Raw genomic sequence first — 15,067 nt, 5'->3', positions numbered from 1 at the left:
AGTGTTTTCTCACAGGGCTTGGCTTCCCCGTATCAGACACCGTCCGCGTAGCCGGATTGTGTCGTGGATCGGCGCCTGTGTACCGGATTGTCAAGCCTGTGCCGCCAGATACATTGCCATACAAAAGCCTGCCGCGGCACGCACCGGGCCGGGCAAAAGCGGCCCGCCCGGTCTTTGCAGAACTTCGAGAGCGTCGCGCGTCGTATTGGCCCGCTCTCGCTGCGCGGGACGGTCCGGGCGACGTACCGACTTTGTACGCCTTTGTATCAAGACGACCTTCCGACACGTCCGGCGACAAAAGTGCCGTCCACCCGCTAAGGGCCAGATACATCGGTCGCCTTCAATGCAATCCGTGGCACGGCGGCGAAATGCAAGGCAAGCAATCCCGGTGGGCCGCAACCCCGATGACCATTTACTGGGAGCTGATCATGACTGCCAACACTGCAAATACTGTCAATACTGCCAAGAGTTTTGTCTTCGCCATCGCCCTGCTGGCCGCCGCCGCTGGCGCGCAGGCCGCGTCGTCCGGCTTCGGTGCGCGCGACCCGTACACCGACGGCGCCCGCTCGGTGCAGTTGCCGCGCAGCCCGTACAGCGACGGCGCCCGCTATGTCGATCCGTTCGCGGACGGCGCGCGTTCGCTGGCCGGCATGGATCGCACCGGCGTATCGGCAGAGCCGTCGCGCAGCGTCGACCCGTACCTGGACGGTGCCCACGCCTGACGCCATGCAACCTGGGTGGCCAGGGCCGCGTAAGGTGCTGACCGCGCCGATCCCTCGCTCCGGCCGAGGCCAGGGCGGACGGGCCCCCAGGGGTATCCGCTTCCATCACAATTCTGCACGGGCCAGCATCATGCGCACGAAGTTATACCGCCTCGTACCGATAGGGCTGCTGATCGCGGCAGTCGGCATTGCCGTTTTCGGCCAGCGAGGCCTCGCCCCGACCGTTGGCGATCAGGGCCGCGCGCCCGAGTTCACGGGGATCCATCAGTGGCTGAACTCGCCGCCGCTGTCCATGGAGGGCCTGCGCGGTAAAGTCGTGCTGGTCGACTTCTGGACCTATGCCTGCGGCAACTGCATCAACACGCTGCCATACGTGAAGCAGTGGCACGACAAGTACAAGGATCAGGGCCTGGTCGTGGTGGGCGTCCACACGCCAGAATTCCCGTTCGAGAAATCGACCGCCAACGTGCAGGCGGCGATCAGGCGCTTCGATATCCGCTATCCGGTCGCCCAGGACAATGCCTATGCGACCTGGTCGGCCTTTAGCAACCAGTACTGGCCCGCCCTCTACCTGATCGATGCCAATGGCCGCATCGTGTACAAACACTATGGCGAGGGCAGCTACGCCGAAACCGAGGACACCATCCGCAAGCTGCTAGCGCAACGCAAGTAGGCGCCTCGCGCGCAGAGATTCCCGGGATCGGCCCGATCACGGCCAGTGCCCTTGTTGCTTCGATCGGGGATGGCAAGTGCTTCAGCAACGCTCGGCAATTGACGGCATGGCTAGGCTTGGTGCCGAGGCAGCATTCGAGCGGAGGCAAACCGTTGCTGCTCGGCATTACCAAGCGCGGTGACACGTACTTGCGCACGCTGATGGTCCACGGAGCACGAGCCAACCTCCGGCTGGCGTCATTCGCGTGATGCCAAGCCTTGATCTGCATCTCGAGCTCTTCGACCTGTCGATCGAGTTCCTTTAGATGATCGATCAAGCGCTGTACCAACAAACGGAACGAGCCTGGCAGTTCATTTGTGGCGTCTTCGATGAGCTGCGGCACATGTTGGGCAATGCTCGTGATACCCCGTGGGATCACGAGACTGAATTCCCCGAGCAGCCCGCGAATCTGATTCGCCTGCGCAGTGCGGGCCCGCACGAACCCCTGACGGGCGCGGTGTAGCGCAAGAACCGCTTGCTGGTCGACGTTCTTGATGGGCACGAACCGCATATTCGGCCGCGCCACGGCTTCGCAAATCGCTTCCGCATCGGCCATGTCGTTCTTATTCGTCTTCACATAGGGCTTGACGAACTGGGGAGCCATGAGCCGCACCGTGTGGCCGAGCGCCTGCAGCTTGCGTGCCCAGAAGTGGGCCCCACCGCAGGCTTCCATGCCAACCAGACTCGGCGGAAGGGTTTGCAAAGAACGTCGCCATCTGATGTCGCTTTAGCTGCTTCTTCGATACGGACTTGCCGTGCTCGTTCACGCCGTGGACCTGGGAGATATTCTTGGCGAGGTCAATGCCCTATGTAGTAACGCTCATGGTGACGCCTCCTTCGATGATGGTTGTGCTTCGACGCACTTACCACTTTGGCACATCGATGCCGTTTCGGACGGGGGCGTCCATTCCATTACCACCCGGCATGCGGGTCCGCACCGGGCGGTTCGAGAGGTTGAGGTAAAGTGAGGGGGCAGGCCCAGTTGGTCGAAGAAGGGCGTTGTTGCAAAAGTCGGATCTGAAGGCGTTGGTATTTCCGTGAACACCAAGTCAGCCAACGCGCACGGATTGCGGGCGAGCGAGGGCCGCCATGCGGTTGAGCACATCTACACGGATGGCCCCTCCGTGGCCTGGGAGCCGGTCTCGCGCGCCCACAGGCAAGGACCAGTGAGTGTCTTGAGTCGGTACATCAGGTTCGAGAAGCTGCCCGCAACGAGACAGGTAGTCCTACATGTGCGTTGGCAGGGCGGTACCTGTACCGACACCACCGTGACTTTGCCCAAGCCGGTCACCGACGCGATGCGCTATCCCACTGCGACCGTCGAGCACGTACGCAGGCTGTCGCAACATCTGTCCGACCCACAAATCGTTGCGCACCTCAATCAGGAAGGCCGGCGCAGCCCAACTGGCAAATCGTTCACGCTCTCCATGGTCAAGTGGATCCGCGACCGGTACGGGATTGCGCCGACCAGCCTCCAGTGGCCTGACGAACTCACGGTACAACAACTCGCTCACCGACTGGGCATCAGTCCACACGTCGTGTATTACTGGATTGAGCGCCAGGTGGTCCACGCTCGTAAGCTCGACGGGCGGGGCCATGGTGGATCACCCTGGATACTACCCAGGTTATCTCGCGTCAGCGCCGCTGCAAGCGGCGCCGACCCTGTGCTCTCTGGTTCGCGTCGCAGGCCGCAGGCTTCGTCGCAAGCGAGTTCCCGGCCGGTTTCACCGTCCGTTTCCTTCGCTCGCCCCGCTCGCGCGGGCTTCTGACGCGATGCCTGCTGCATCGACACGGCTTCGAACACTCCCTTTCGCTCGGTCCTTCATCGGCGGTCTTGAGCCCTACCCCTCCGACTACTTCGACCTCTGCCGACTTCTCGCTCCGGCTCGACGCCGTTGCCCGTTCAGGCATGAGGCGAGATCTCCCCAGGTAAGAACGTACTCCTTCACTGCACAACCGCCGGATATACGCCGCCTCCCCTTGATCGCGAGAACTTCGCGAAGCTTTGCCCGCTCGTTCTGGTCGGCACCGCCTTCTATCCGGTTCGTGTTCCTCGGCTCGCAGCTTCGCTCGCGCTCCTCCCCACGATCGGTCACCCTTTCGCAGTTGCGCTTCGCTTCGTCCGCTGTGATCAACTTACGGTGGGACTTACACCCACGAGAGTGCGCCCATGCTGGGCGTACAAAGGCAGAGAGGGCGATCCCGCGGATCGCCCCCTTGCCTTTTTGCCTCGCGCCCTCAGGCCACGACGATGAACCGTGGGTCAGCCAAGGCAAGCGCTTCTTCACGATTCGCGCTCGGAGGATAGATCCACTCGGTATTGATCCGCGTCTTCAGCGCCTTGGCGACGCCGCCCGTCATCTTCACCTGGCGGTTCCAGCCTTCCGTGTAGACAGCGCCCCAGGGCCCCAGGTCCAGGCAGGTCACGTACTTCGGCTGGCTGTAAGGGATTGGCGCCGCGCCCACCAGGTCTGCTGCCACGTTGTGGCCGGCCGAGCGGCCCAGATTCATGGCGTGCTGGCAAGACATGGTGGCGAAGTTGCCTTCGTCATCGGTCGCGGCATAGGCGCAGTCGCCGGTGGCGAACACCGCCTCGACCCCCTTGACCTTCAGGTTGCGGTCAACATGCAGCCGGCCAAAGTTGTCCCGCTCTGCCGGAATCTGTGCGGTGAGTTCGTTGGCCCGGGCGCCCGCCGTCCAGATCACGGTGTCTGCCTCGATGCGCTCCCCATTCTCGAGCATGACGCCTTTCGCATCGACAGCCGCGACACCCGAGCCGAGCTTCCATGTCACCCCAAGCTCGGCCAGCGCCTGCGTGATGACCGGCCGCGGACCCTCGCCCAGGTCAGGGCCGATCGCGGCATTTCGCTCGACCATGATCACGCTCACGGCAGCGTCCTCGCCCAGGACTTCGCGGAGGCGAGCCGGCATTTCGGCAGCCGTCTCGATACCGGTAAAGCCGGCACCCGCGATTACCACCGTATTGCGGCCGGCGCTCTCCCGGCGGTCGGCCAGTCCATGGATATGGGCTTCAAGCTCCGCGGCGTCAGCGACCTGGTCGACATTGAAGGCATGCTGGTCCAGCCCTGGGATCTGCGGCCGGAACAGGCGGCTTCCTGCAGCAAGCACCAGACGGTCATAGCTGATGCGCTGGCGCGGCGTATCAGCGCCAACGCCCGCAACGCTCACCGTCTGGTTTGCGACATCGATGTGCTCCACCTTGCCCTGGATGAACCTGACGCCAACGGCCTGGAAGATGTCCTGCAACGGCGCCTTCATCCCGTTCGGATTCTGCTCGTAGAGGCGAGGGCGGATGTGCAGTTCCGGCTTCGGTGCGACAAGGGCGATCTCCACATCGGTGCGCCCAACCTGGTCAAGCAAACGGGCCGAAGCCAGCGCGCTCCACATGCCGGCAAAGCCGGCGCCAATGACAAGAATCCGTTTGGACATCTTTCATACTCCTGAACCAAATCTCAAGTAACAGGCCGACTCCGCCGCGGCGTAGCGCGCCCGATCGAAACAGCGAGCGCTCGTTCGCATCGCTTAACTGCGATCATAGTAGTCGTAGTTAAGCGATGCAAGTTTTTTTTTACCAACTGCTACCAGCTGACCTGCACGAGTGGCTTGCACTTCAGCGATCAATCCACAATTGTTACTGAGACTACATGAATCGCAGTTAAGCGCCGGCCCACCAGGGACAGAATCTCTGTAACGAGAACCGGCTGGATGCACCCGGGTGCCTGAGGGAACCGGCATGCCTATGTCGTCTCTGGCAGCCTTGCGAGCAAGGTCGACAATGGGCCGGAACGCATCTGCAAGGCGGGCGAGAGCTTCCATGAGGAGCCGGGATCGCACCATGCAGTTAGCCGCAACGCGAGCAAGTCAAAGCCCGCCAAGCTGCTGGCCGTGTTTGTCGTGGACAGCGATGAGGGGTAGTCGTCCTAGGCCCTCGAGCAGCTTGGCGATGTCCTCCAACCGTTCTTCGGCCGTGCGGCGGGTATCGTCAACCAGAGCCTTGATCTTGATCATTTGCTGCCGGTATTCGATCGCCAAGCGCGCTTGCTTCGTCGTGGCCTGCTGTAGGCCTGCCGGGGTCGGAGACGCGCCGCCCGGTTTGGTAGAGCATCGCGTCCGTCAGCTCCAGCAATGTCACACGCAGGAAAAGCACCAGCTCAATATACTACGATTACAATAGTCGTAGTAAAGATAGTCGATACATGATTGAAGTGCAAGGCGCAGGTGAAAAGCGCACGAGATGGCACAAGAGAATGTCGCGACCTTGGCGTCGCGGAAAAATCTTGCCCACCGTAACTACGACTATTACAATCGTAGTTACGGTGGGCGCCGCCTGGCTGATCAGGCTGATACGCCAACTGTGGAGTTCGCCGGTCACGCGAAACCGAGCATTGATTCAGGAGCATGAAGCATGTCGAAACGTATTGTTGTTATTGGTGCCGGCTTCGCCGGCATGTGGAGCGCGCTGGGTTCGGCCCGCCTTCTGGATGAAGTGGGGCGCACTGACGTGGAGATCGTACTGGTCGCGCCGGAGCCCGAGCTGCACGTGCGTCCGCGTCTTTATGAGAAGAACCCAGGCGGCATGAGGGCGCCGCTGCAGGAAATCTTTCAGGCTGTGGGCGTCAGGTTCATCCAGGGCCTGGTCGAACGCATTGATGTGGTAAGCCAGAAAGTGGAACTTGTGGGGCTGGGTGGCGATACGTCGCGCCGTAAGCTCGGCTATGACCGCCTGGTCCTTGCCGCTGGTAGCCGCCTGTTCCGGCCGCAGATTCCGGGTCTCGAGCAGCATTCGTTCAATGTAGACCAGGTGGCTGATGCCGCAGCGCTTGATGCGCATCTCGCCAGCCTGGCGCGTCGTCCCGAAAGCGTAGCGCGCAACACGGTAGTGATCGCCGGTGCCGGCTTCACCGGTATCGAGACCGCAGCGGAAATGCCTGCCCGTCTACGCGAGGTGTTCGGCAAGGACGCTGCCGTGAACGTGATTATGGTTGAGCGCAACAGCGACGTTGGCCCGGATCTGGGTCCCGGCCCGCGTCCGGTGATTACCGAGGCGCTGACTGAGCTCGGTGTGACATGGAAGCTCGGCTCCGGCGTCGCGGCGGTCGATGCGAACGGCGTTACGCTCGAGAACGGTCAGCGCATCGAGACAGACACGGTAATCTGGACCGCCGGCGCGCGCGCCAGTGCGCTGACGTCGCAGATTCCTGCGCAGCGCGACAACTTCGGGCGGCTCCATGTCGATCGCAACCTGAAGGTCAAAGGCATCGATACGGTCTACGCTACTGGTGACGTTGCCTACGCGTCCACCGATGAGGAAGGCAACCACGCCGCGATGTCCTGTCAGCACGCGATGAAGCTGGGCCGGATTGCAGGACATAATGTGGCGGCGGACCTCCTGGGGGCAACGCCGATTCCTTACAGCCAGCCGAAATATGTCACCTGCTTGGATCTCGGGTCGTGGGGGGCTGTATACACCGAAGGCTGGGATCGTCAGGTGAAGCTGGTGGGCGCAGAAGCCAAGGCACTGAAGACGCAGATCAACACCGAGTGGATCTATCCGCCAAGTGCTGACCGTGCCGAGGCGCTGGCTTGGGCCGATCCGCACTATGTGGTAGTGGCCTGACAGCGCTAGCAATCATGAACGAGGGCGATCCTGATGGATCGCCCTCGTTGCTTCAACCACATGCGATGCACGGGCCACTACTCGCCAGGAGATTCGCCGAACAGTTCCTGGGTGATCGCCCGCAGCCAGCGATTGCCCGGGTCGTCATGCTGGCAACGGTGCCAATGCTGCCTGAGATCGAAAGCGGGGATCGGGAACGGTGGCTCAAGGACCTGTACATCCGCGATGCGCGCGAACAGCTCGCCGACCGGCAGCGGCACCGTGACGACCAGATCCGACGATGCGATCACGAGCGGAATGCTGAGGAAATGCGGAGAACGCAGCATCTCGCGGCGTGCGATACCGTGCTGGCGCAGATACGCCTCGACCAGCTCCTGGCTGCGGCTTTCGTTCTGGATCATCGCATGAGGCGGTTCCCGGAACTGTTGCGCCGTCATGCGTCCGCGTGCGACTGGGTGATTCTTGCGCGCCAGGCACACGAAGCCATGCCGGAACAGGCGCTGCTGGAATACGTCCGAACCGCCCAGATCCGGATAGTAGCCAATGGCCAGGTCGATCCTGCCGCGTTCGAGCTGATCCATGATGTCCGTGTGCCGTGCCGACACCGTACGCACGTCCACATGCGGCGCCTCTTTCATGAGCCGGGCCAGCAGGCGCGGCAGGAATGCCGCTTCTCCAACATCAGACAGGGCCAGCGTAAAGGTCCGCCGAGCCTGCGCGGGATCGAAGCGCGGCGCCGTCGCTGACGGACCCGACAGCGCATGGCGGCAGCGCGGACGATGCGTTTCATCTCGTGATTCCGTCGGTTCCCGGCTTCGGCTTCTCACAGAAGCCCACGGACACTGGCTGGCACCCGGGCCGCATCGCCCGCGCGTGGGACGTGCTGATGAAGCGGCTCGGATATGCGCGCTACGTTTCGCAGGGAGGCGACTGGGGCGCAATCATCTCCGACGCTCTTGGCAGTCTGGCGCCTGAAGGGCTGCTTGGCATCCACGTCAACCGCATCGAGCGCGCCACCACGTTGCCACCGGCGATAGCCATGGCGCTGAAAAGCGGGGACCCTGCGCCGTCAATCCTGACCCCTGAAGAAAGGCAAGTGTTCGACGACGCGAGGGATTTTCTCAACCGGGGATTCGGTTACGCGGCCATCATGCAAACGCGGCCGCAAACCATTGCCTTTGGCCTGGCCGATTCGCCAGTGGGGCTGACAGCGTGGATCTATGACAAGCAGGCCGACTGGGTATTCACGCGTGGCGATCCGGAGCGAGCACTCGGCCGTAATGCGATCCTTGACAACATCTCGCTCTCTTGGCTCACAAATACAGGCGAGTCGAGCGGACGGATCTACTGGGAAGCCAGTAGCGCCCCGGCAATGAATTCTCCCATCACCGTTCCGGTGGCAGTGACGGTTTTCCCTGGCGAGGTCTACCGGCCGCCAAAACAGTGGTTGGAGCGAGCCTATCAAAACCTGATCTACTATCGCCGCGTCGAGAAGGGCGGTCACTTTGCCGCCTGGGAGGAGCCAGAGCTATTCAGTGCCGAATTGCGCTCCGGGTTCCGGTCGCTACGCAACGCGTAAGCATCCGCGCAACCTCCGAAGCCGCTTCGCCAGATCCGGCGTGATGGGCTGGACGCGCGCACCGGCCCCGGTCGGCCGCAGAAAGACGACGCGGAGGTTGTCGGCTCAACTTCATACAACGCCCGCGACACGATCTCACCGCTGCACATGCAGGTGGACAACGTTGCTCGATCAAGAAATATCTTGCGACCCATAACTACGACTAATATAATCGTAGTTATGGGTCGCCGATATGCCAAGATGCGCTGCACGGGGGTAAGACTCGACTCTGGAATCTCAAAGATGTATGGAGTGAAGAAAGATGAATCGCAAGTCTCGACACACACTGCTCGCCATTGCCTTCGTGGCAATCCTGGGGGCCGGCGTGGCAGCCTCGGTACTGCGTCCCTGGCACGGCGGGGAAGCACAGGCGACCATGCCGCCGCCGACCCCGGCGGTGGAAGTGGCGGCAGTGGTGGGCCAGACCATCATCACCGAATGGGATGAATTCTCGGGCCGCATCGAGGCTGTGGATCGTGTTGAGATCCGTCCACGTGTGTCCGGCGCGATCGAAACGGTGCATTTCCGCGATGGCTCGATCGTGACGAAGGGCGACCCGCTGTTCACGATCGATCCGCGCTCGTATGCGGCCGAAGTGGCGCGCGCCGAGGCGGTACTGGCAGCGGCGCAGGTACGTGCATCGCATGCACAGACCGAGAAGGCGCGCGCGCAACGCCTGCTCGACGATAACGCGATCTCGCGCCGCGAGTTCGATGAGCGCATCAACGCGGCCAGCGAGACGTCGGCCGACGTCCGTGGTGCGCAGGCGGCGCTGGAGGTGGCGAAGCTGAACCTGGGCTACACGCGCGTCGTTGCACCGGTCACGGGCCGGGTGTCGCGTGCCGAGATCACGGTGGGAAACCTTGTGGCGGCCGGCGCGGCATCGCCGCCGCTGACCACGGTGGTATCGGTCTCGCCGGTGTACGCGAGCTTCGATGTCGACGAGCAGAGCTACCTGCGCTACACGACGCCGGGCGCTGGTGGCGGCAAGGGAGACCTGCCGGTATTCCTGGGCCTGGCCAACGAGGATGGCAATCCGCACAAGGGCCGGATTCATTCGATCGACAACCGGCTCGACACGCGCAGCGGTACGATCCGCGTGCGCGCCGTCTTCGACAATGAGGACCGCCGCCTGCTGCCGGGCCTGTACGCGAAGGTCAAGCTCGGCGGCGGCTCGCCATATCCCGCCGCGCTGGTCAACGATCGCGCCATAGGCACCGACCAGGGCAAGAAGTTCGTGCTCCTGGTGGAAAAGGCCAACAAGCTCGCGTACCGCGAAGTCGAACTGGGGCCGACGTACGAAGGGCTGCGTGTGATCCGCAAGGGTCTGCGACCGGGCGAGAACATCGTCGTGAATGGCCTGACGCGCGTGCGCCCCGGCGACACCGTGACCCCGAAGCCGGTAGCGATGGCCTACCGCAGCGAACTGGAGTCGCGTGGCAGCACGACGGATCGCAAGCAGGCCGCAGCTGACGCGAAGGCCGGAAAGGCCAGGATGAGCTGAGTCCCACCCTCCGCCACAGACCGAACTGGAATTCTCCCCTGAGATTGCACTGGCGTCCGCTCCGGCGGACCGCCAGCGGGGACTGCTTTCGCCGAGACCAAGATGAATTTCTCGAAATTTTTTGTCGACCGCCCGATCTTCGCGGGCGTGCTGTCGGTGCTGATCTTCCTGATCGGCGCCATCTCGATGTTCAATTTGCCGGTCTCGGAGTACCCGGAAGTGGTGCCGCCGTCAGTGGTGGTGCGCGCGCAGTTCCCGGGCGCCAACCCTAAGGTGATCGCCGAAACCGTGGCCACGCCGCTGGAAGAGCAGATCAACGGCGTCGAGGACATGCTCTACATGAACTCGCAGGCGAATACCGACGGCACGCTGACGCTGACGGTGACCTTCAAGCTGGGCACCGATCCGGACAAGGCCCAGCAGCTCGTGCAGAACCGTGTCTCGCAGGCCGAGCCGCGCCTGCCGGAAGATGTGCGCCGCCTGGGCATCACCACGGTCAAGAGTTCGCCCGACCTGACCATGGTGGTGCACCTGGTCTCGCCCAACGACCGCTATGACACGACCTATCTGCGCAACTACGCGCTGATCAACGTGAAGGACCGCATCGCGCGGATCCAGGGCGTCGGCCAGGTGCGGTTGTTCGGCGCGGGTGACTACTCGATGCGAGTGTGGCTGAATCCGGAGAAGATCGCCGAGCGCGGGCTCGCCGCGTCGGACGTGGTGCGCGCCATCCGCGAGCAGAACGTGCAGGTGGCGGCAGGCGTGCTCGGCCAGTCGCCGACGCTGCCGGGCACCGACCTGCAGCTGTCGGTGAACGCGCAGGGCCGGCTGCAGACCGTGGAAGAGTTCGGCGACATCATCGCCAAGACCTCGCCTGACGGTGTGGTCACGTACCTGAAGGACATTGCGCGCATCGAACTGGGTGCTTCGGAATACGCGCTGCGTTCGCAGCTGGACAACAAGTCCGCCCTGTCACTGCTGATCTTCCAGTCACCGGGGGCGAACGCGATCGAGATCTCGAACGAGGTGCGCAAGACCATGGCCGAGCTGAAGCAGAACATGCCGGAAGGCGTGGCCTACAGCATCGTCTATGACCCCACGCAGTTCGTGCGCCACAGCATCGAGGCGGTGGTCCACACGCTGTTCGAGGCGATCGTGCTGGTGGTGCTGGTGGTGATCCTGTTCCTGCAGACGTGGCGCGCGTCGATCATCCCGCTGCTGGCGGTGCCGGTGTCGATTGTCGGTACCTTCGGGCTGATGCATGCGTTCGGCTTCTCGATCAATGCGCTGTCGCTATTTGGGCTGGTGCTGGCCATCGGTATCGTGGTCGACGATGCCATCGTGGTGGTCGAGAACGTCGAGCGGAACATCGAAGAGGGGCTGACGCCGAAGGAGGCCACCTACAAGGCCATGCGCGAAGTCAGCGGCCCCATCATCGCCATCGCGCTGACGCTGATCGCTGTGTTCGTGCCGCTGGCCTTCATGACGGGCCTGACCGGCCAGTTCTACAAGCAGTTCGCGCTGACCATCTCGATCTCGACCATCATCTCGGCCTTCAACTCGCTGACGCTGTCTCCCGCGCTGTCGGCCCTGCTGCTCAAGAGCCATGACGCGCCCAAGGACTGGCTGACGCGTGGCATGGACAAGGTCCTCGGCAAGTTCTTCGTCCGCTTCAACCGCTTCTTCGGCCGCAGCTCCGAAAGCTATGGCCGTGGCGTGAAGGGTGTGATCCGCCGCAAGGGCTCGGTATTTGGCGTCTACGCCGTGATGCTGGTGGCCGCCTGGGGCGTGTTCCAGCTCGTGCCGAAGGGCTTCGTGCCGGCGCAGGACAAGCAGTACCTGGTGAGCTTTGCCAAGCTGCCCGACGGCGCTACGTTGGATCGCACCGAGGACGTGACGCGCCGCATGTCGGAGATCGCGCTCAAGCATCCGGGCGTGGAATCGGCCGTTGCCTACCCGGGCCTGTCGATCAACGGCTTCACCAACAGCCCGAGCGCCGGCATCGTCTTTGTCACGCTTGACCCGTTCGAGAAGCGCAAGAGCAAGGAGCTGTCGGGCAAGGCCATTGCCGCGGACCTGAACAAGGAGTATGGCGCGATCCAGGACGCGTTCATTGCCGTGTTCCCGCCGCCGCCGGTGCAGGACCTGGGCACGATCGGCGGTTTCAAGCTGATGATCGAGGACCGCGCCGCACTGGGCTATGACGCCCTGTTCGACGCCACCAACTCGTTCATGACCAAGGCGCGCGCCACGCCTGAGCTTGCCGGCATCTTCAGCAACTACCAGGTGAACGTGCCGCAGCTTGATGTGCAGCTCGACCGTACCAAGGCCAAGCAGCTCGGCGTGCCGGTGACCGATGTGTTCGATACGCTGCAGACCTACCTGGGTTCGGCCTACGTCAACGACTTCAACAAGTTTGGCCGTACCTACCAGGTCAAGGTGCAGGCAGATGCGCAGTACCGCCAGCATGCCGAGGATATCCTGCAGCTGAAGGCGCGCAGCGCCAGCGGCGAGATGGTGCCGCTGTCGTCGCTGGTGCAGGTCAAGCAAGGCTTTGGCCCGGACAGCGTGATCCGCTACAACGGCTTCACTGCCGCCGACCTGAATGGCGGCCCGGCGCTGGGCTTCTCGTCGGGCCAGGCGCAGGCTGCCGCCGAGCGCATCGCTGCCGAAACCCTGCCGAAGGGCATCGGCTTCGAATGGACCGAGCTGACCTACCAGGACATCCTGGCCGGCAACGCGGGTGTGTGGATCTTCCCGCTGTGCGTGCTGCTGGTGTTCCTGGTGCTGGCTGCCCAGTATGAGAGCCTGACGCTGCCGCTGGCCGTGATCCTGATCGTGCCGACGAGCCTGCTGGCTGCCATGACGGGCGTATGGCTGACGCAAGGGGACAACAACATCTTCACGCAGATCGGCTTCATCGTGCTGGTGGGGCTATCGGCCAAGAACGCGATCCTGATCGTCGAGTTCGCGCGCGAGCTGGAGCATCACGGCCGCACCGTGGTCGAGGCCGCGATCGAGGCCAGCCGCCTGCGCTTGCGTCCGATCCTGATGACCTCGTTCGCCTTCATCATGGGCGTGGTGCCGTTGGTGGTGTCGAGCGGCGCCGGCGCGGAAATGCGCCAGGCCATGGGGGTGGCGGTGTTCGCGGGGATGCTCGGCGTGACCTTCTTCGGACTGTTCCTGACGCCGGTGTTCTATGTGGCGTTGCGCCTGCTGGCCACGCGCGGCCAGCGCCGCGCGGCGGTGTCGACGGATGCAAAGGTCGCGCACGCCGTGGCGTCCGCAGAGTAATGGTGAAAGACATGCATAACATTAGCGATGCGACGAAGCGGAACGTGCCAAGGCTTGCGGCCATGGCGGCCGCGCTGCTCCTGGCCGGCTGCTCGCTGGCGCCGACCTACAAGGTGCCGGAGACACCCAGTGCCTCCACGTTCAAGGAAGCCGAGGCCGCCGCGGCCGAGAGCGCGCAATGGAAGACCGCCACGCCGGACGAAGGCCAGCAGCGCGGTGAGTGGTGGAAGCTGTTTGGTGATGCCGATCTGGACCGGCTGATCGATGCAGCCAACGTTCACAACCAGGAGCTGGCCGCGGCGGCGGCGCGCCTGAAGCAGGCGCGTGCGTTCACCGGCGCCACCGAGGCGGCGCGGTATCCGCAACTGAGCGTGGGCCTGGACCCGACTCGCTCGCAGCCGTCGGCCGCCTCGCAGGGGCTGCCCGATGGCGCGCGCGTGGCGCCCCAGACGGTGCTCAAGGCCCGCGCATTCGCCAGCTACGAACTCGACCTATTCGGCCGCGTGGCCAGCAGCGTGGACGCCGCGCGCGCCGACGAGCGGGGTGCCGAGGAACTGTACCGGTCCGTGCAGCTGGCGCTGCAGGCCGACGTGGCGCAGGCCTACTTCGCGCTGCGCACCCTGGACAGTGACCGCGAGCTGCTCAATGCGACGATCAGGCTGCGTGAGGGCGCGCTGTCGCTGCTGCGCACGCGGTACGAAGCAGGGGAGGCCACCGACCTGGATCCGGCCCGCGCCGAAAGCGAACTAGGCGCGGCGCGCTCCGGCCTGGCCAGCATCGAGCGCCGCCGCGCCAACCAGGAACATGCACTGGCCGTACTGACCGGCGTGGCGCCCGCGCAGTTCGGACTCGCCGCCCGGCCGTTCGATACCGCTCCGGTGGCCGTGCCGGCGGGGCTGCCGTCGGAACTGCTCGAGCGCCGGCCCGATATTGCGGCGGCGGAACGCCAGATGGCGGCGGCCAATGCGCGCATCGGCATCGCCCGCGCGGTGTTTTTCCCGCGCATCTCGCTCACGGCGCTGTTCGGCTTCGAGTCGTCGGACCTGTCGAACCTGTTCAAGTGGTCGTCGCGCACATGGCTGCTGGGTCCGCTGGTCGGTTCGACGGTGGCGCAGACCGTGTTCGACGGTGGCCGCAACCGATCAAGCCTTGCTGGCGCCCGCGCCGCGCACGAGGAGAGCGTGGCGCGCTACCGGCAGACAGTGCTGTCGGCATTCCGTGAGGTGGAGGACGGCCTGGCCGATGTGCGCTGGCTCAGCCAGCAGGCCACGGCGCTCGACGGCGCCCTGGCCGGCGCGAAACGGGCCCAGGGCATCTCGCGCAGCCGCTACGATGCCGGTGCCGTCGACTACCTGACCGTGATCGACGCCGATCGCACCGTGCTGCAGTCGCAGCGCGATGCCAATGCGGTGGCAGGCTTGCGTGCCGCGGCGACGGTGTCGCTGGTGCGCAGCCTCGGCGGCGGATGGGGGCAGCGGAAACCATCCTGACGGCGTGCCTGCTGCCGGGTGTGTTTCAGTGCGTATCAGGAGGCTTGTCGCTCACACCAGCCAGGCACCGGGCGCCGGGCGACCGGAAG

General features: G+C 64.0%; 9 protein-coding genes and 5 pseudogenes. 9 read left to right on the top strand and 5 right to left on the bottom strand.

Features of this window, described 5'->3' with window-relative positions; translation table 11 throughout:
- Positions 1–428 precede the first annotated feature (428 nt).
- The 3 genes and pseudogenes from I6H87_RS17180 to I6H87_RS17170 form a co-directional block, all read left to right on the top strand.
- The gene (locus I6H87_RS17180) at positions 429–722 is read left to right on the top strand and encodes a hypothetical protein (RefSeq protein ID WP_041687751.1); all 294 of its coding nucleotides are present in this window, start codon (positions 429–431) and stop codon (positions 720–722) included.
- A gap of 130 nt (positions 723–852) precedes the next feature.
- On the top strand, positions 853–1,395 hold the full coding sequence (locus I6H87_RS17175; RefSeq protein WP_136227763.1) for a thioredoxin family protein: 543 nt from the start codon (positions 853–855) through the stop codon (positions 1,393–1,395).
- Positions 1,396–1,412: 17 nt separating this feature from the next.
- Positions 1,413–1,625: pseudogene (locus tag I6H87_RS17170) on the top strand (transposase); the annotation flags it as partial.
- Here I6H87_RS17170 and I6H87_RS17165 read toward each other — a convergent pair.
- The 3 genes and pseudogenes from I6H87_RS17165 to I6H87_RS17155 all read right to left on the bottom strand — a co-directional run.
- A pseudogene (locus tag I6H87_RS17165) lies at positions 1,604–2,237 on the bottom strand (IS110 family RNA-guided transposase); the annotation flags it as partial. The pseudogenes I6H87_RS17170 and I6H87_RS17165 overlap by 22 nt on opposite strands.
- A 246-nt stretch (positions 2,238–2,483) precedes the next feature.
- Positions 2,484–2,629, bottom strand: a pseudogene (locus tag I6H87_RS17160) (IS5/IS1182 family transposase); the annotation flags it as partial.
- Between the two features lie 1,043 nt (positions 2,630–3,672).
- A complete protein-coding gene (locus tag I6H87_RS17155; protein ID WP_011615289.1) occupies positions 3,673–4,884 on the bottom strand; it encodes an NAD(P)/FAD-dependent oxidoreductase in 1,212 nt (403 codons plus the stop codon).
- Between the two features lie 303 nt (positions 4,885–5,187).
- On the opposite strand from I6H87_RS17155, the pseudogene I6H87_RS17150 reads away from it, so the two are divergent.
- Positions 5,188–5,370, top strand: a pseudogene (locus I6H87_RS17150) (cupin domain-containing protein); the annotation flags it as partial.
- Here the strand turns inward: I6H87_RS17150 and I6H87_RS34970 are convergent.
- Positions 5,365–5,611: pseudogene (locus tag I6H87_RS34970) on the bottom strand (hypothetical protein); the annotation flags it as partial. The pseudogenes I6H87_RS17150 and I6H87_RS34970 overlap by 6 nt on opposite strands.
- A 249-nt stretch (positions 5,612–5,860) precedes the next feature.
- Between I6H87_RS34970 and I6H87_RS17140 the strand changes: the two are divergent.
- The gene (locus I6H87_RS17140; protein ID WP_011615290.1) at positions 5,861–7,072 is read left to right on the top strand and encodes an NAD(P)/FAD-dependent oxidoreductase; all 1,212 of its coding nucleotides are present in this window, start codon (positions 5,861–5,863) and stop codon (positions 7,070–7,072) included.
- Between the two features lie 77 nt (positions 7,073–7,149).
- Here I6H87_RS17140 and I6H87_RS17135 read toward each other — a convergent pair whose 3' ends face one another.
- Positions 7,150–7,899, bottom strand: a complete 750-nt coding sequence (locus tag I6H87_RS17135; protein WP_011615291.1) for a LysR substrate-binding domain-containing protein — start codon at positions 7,897–7,899, stop codon at positions 7,150–7,152.
- Here I6H87_RS17135 and I6H87_RS17130 point away from each other — a divergent pair.
- The 4 genes from I6H87_RS17130 (at position 7,866) to I6H87_RS17115 (ending at position 14,978) form a co-directional block, all read left to right on the top strand.
- A complete protein-coding gene (locus I6H87_RS17130) occupies positions 7,866–8,651 on the top strand; it encodes an epoxide hydrolase (RefSeq protein ID WP_011615292.1) in 786 nt (261 codons plus the stop codon). The genes I6H87_RS17135 and I6H87_RS17130 overlap by 34 nt on opposite strands.
- A gap of 301 nt (positions 8,652–8,952) precedes the next feature.
- A complete protein-coding gene (locus tag I6H87_RS17125) occupies positions 8,953–10,194 on the top strand; it encodes an efflux RND transporter periplasmic adaptor subunit (RefSeq protein ID WP_011615293.1) in 1,242 nt (413 codons plus the stop codon).
- A gap of 102 nt (positions 10,195–10,296) precedes the next feature.
- Entirely contained in the window at positions 10,297–13,488 is a 3,192-nt protein-coding gene (locus tag I6H87_RS17120; RefSeq protein ID WP_011615294.1) for an efflux RND transporter permease subunit, read from the top strand.
- An 11-nt stretch (positions 13,489–13,499) separates the two neighbouring features.
- The gene (locus I6H87_RS17115) at positions 13,500–14,978 is read left to right on the top strand and encodes an efflux transporter outer membrane subunit (RefSeq protein ID WP_041687755.1); all 1,479 of its coding nucleotides are present in this window, start codon (positions 13,500–13,502) and stop codon (positions 14,976–14,978) included.
- The last annotated feature ends 89 nt before the right edge of the window (positions 14,979–15,067 follow it).

Source organism: Cupriavidus necator (assembly GCF_016127575.1).
Taxonomy (GTDB): Bacteria; Pseudomonadota; Gammaproteobacteria; order Burkholderiales; family Burkholderiaceae; genus Cupriavidus; species Cupriavidus necator_D.
This window is presented reverse-complemented; position numbering and strand designations above follow the sequence as displayed.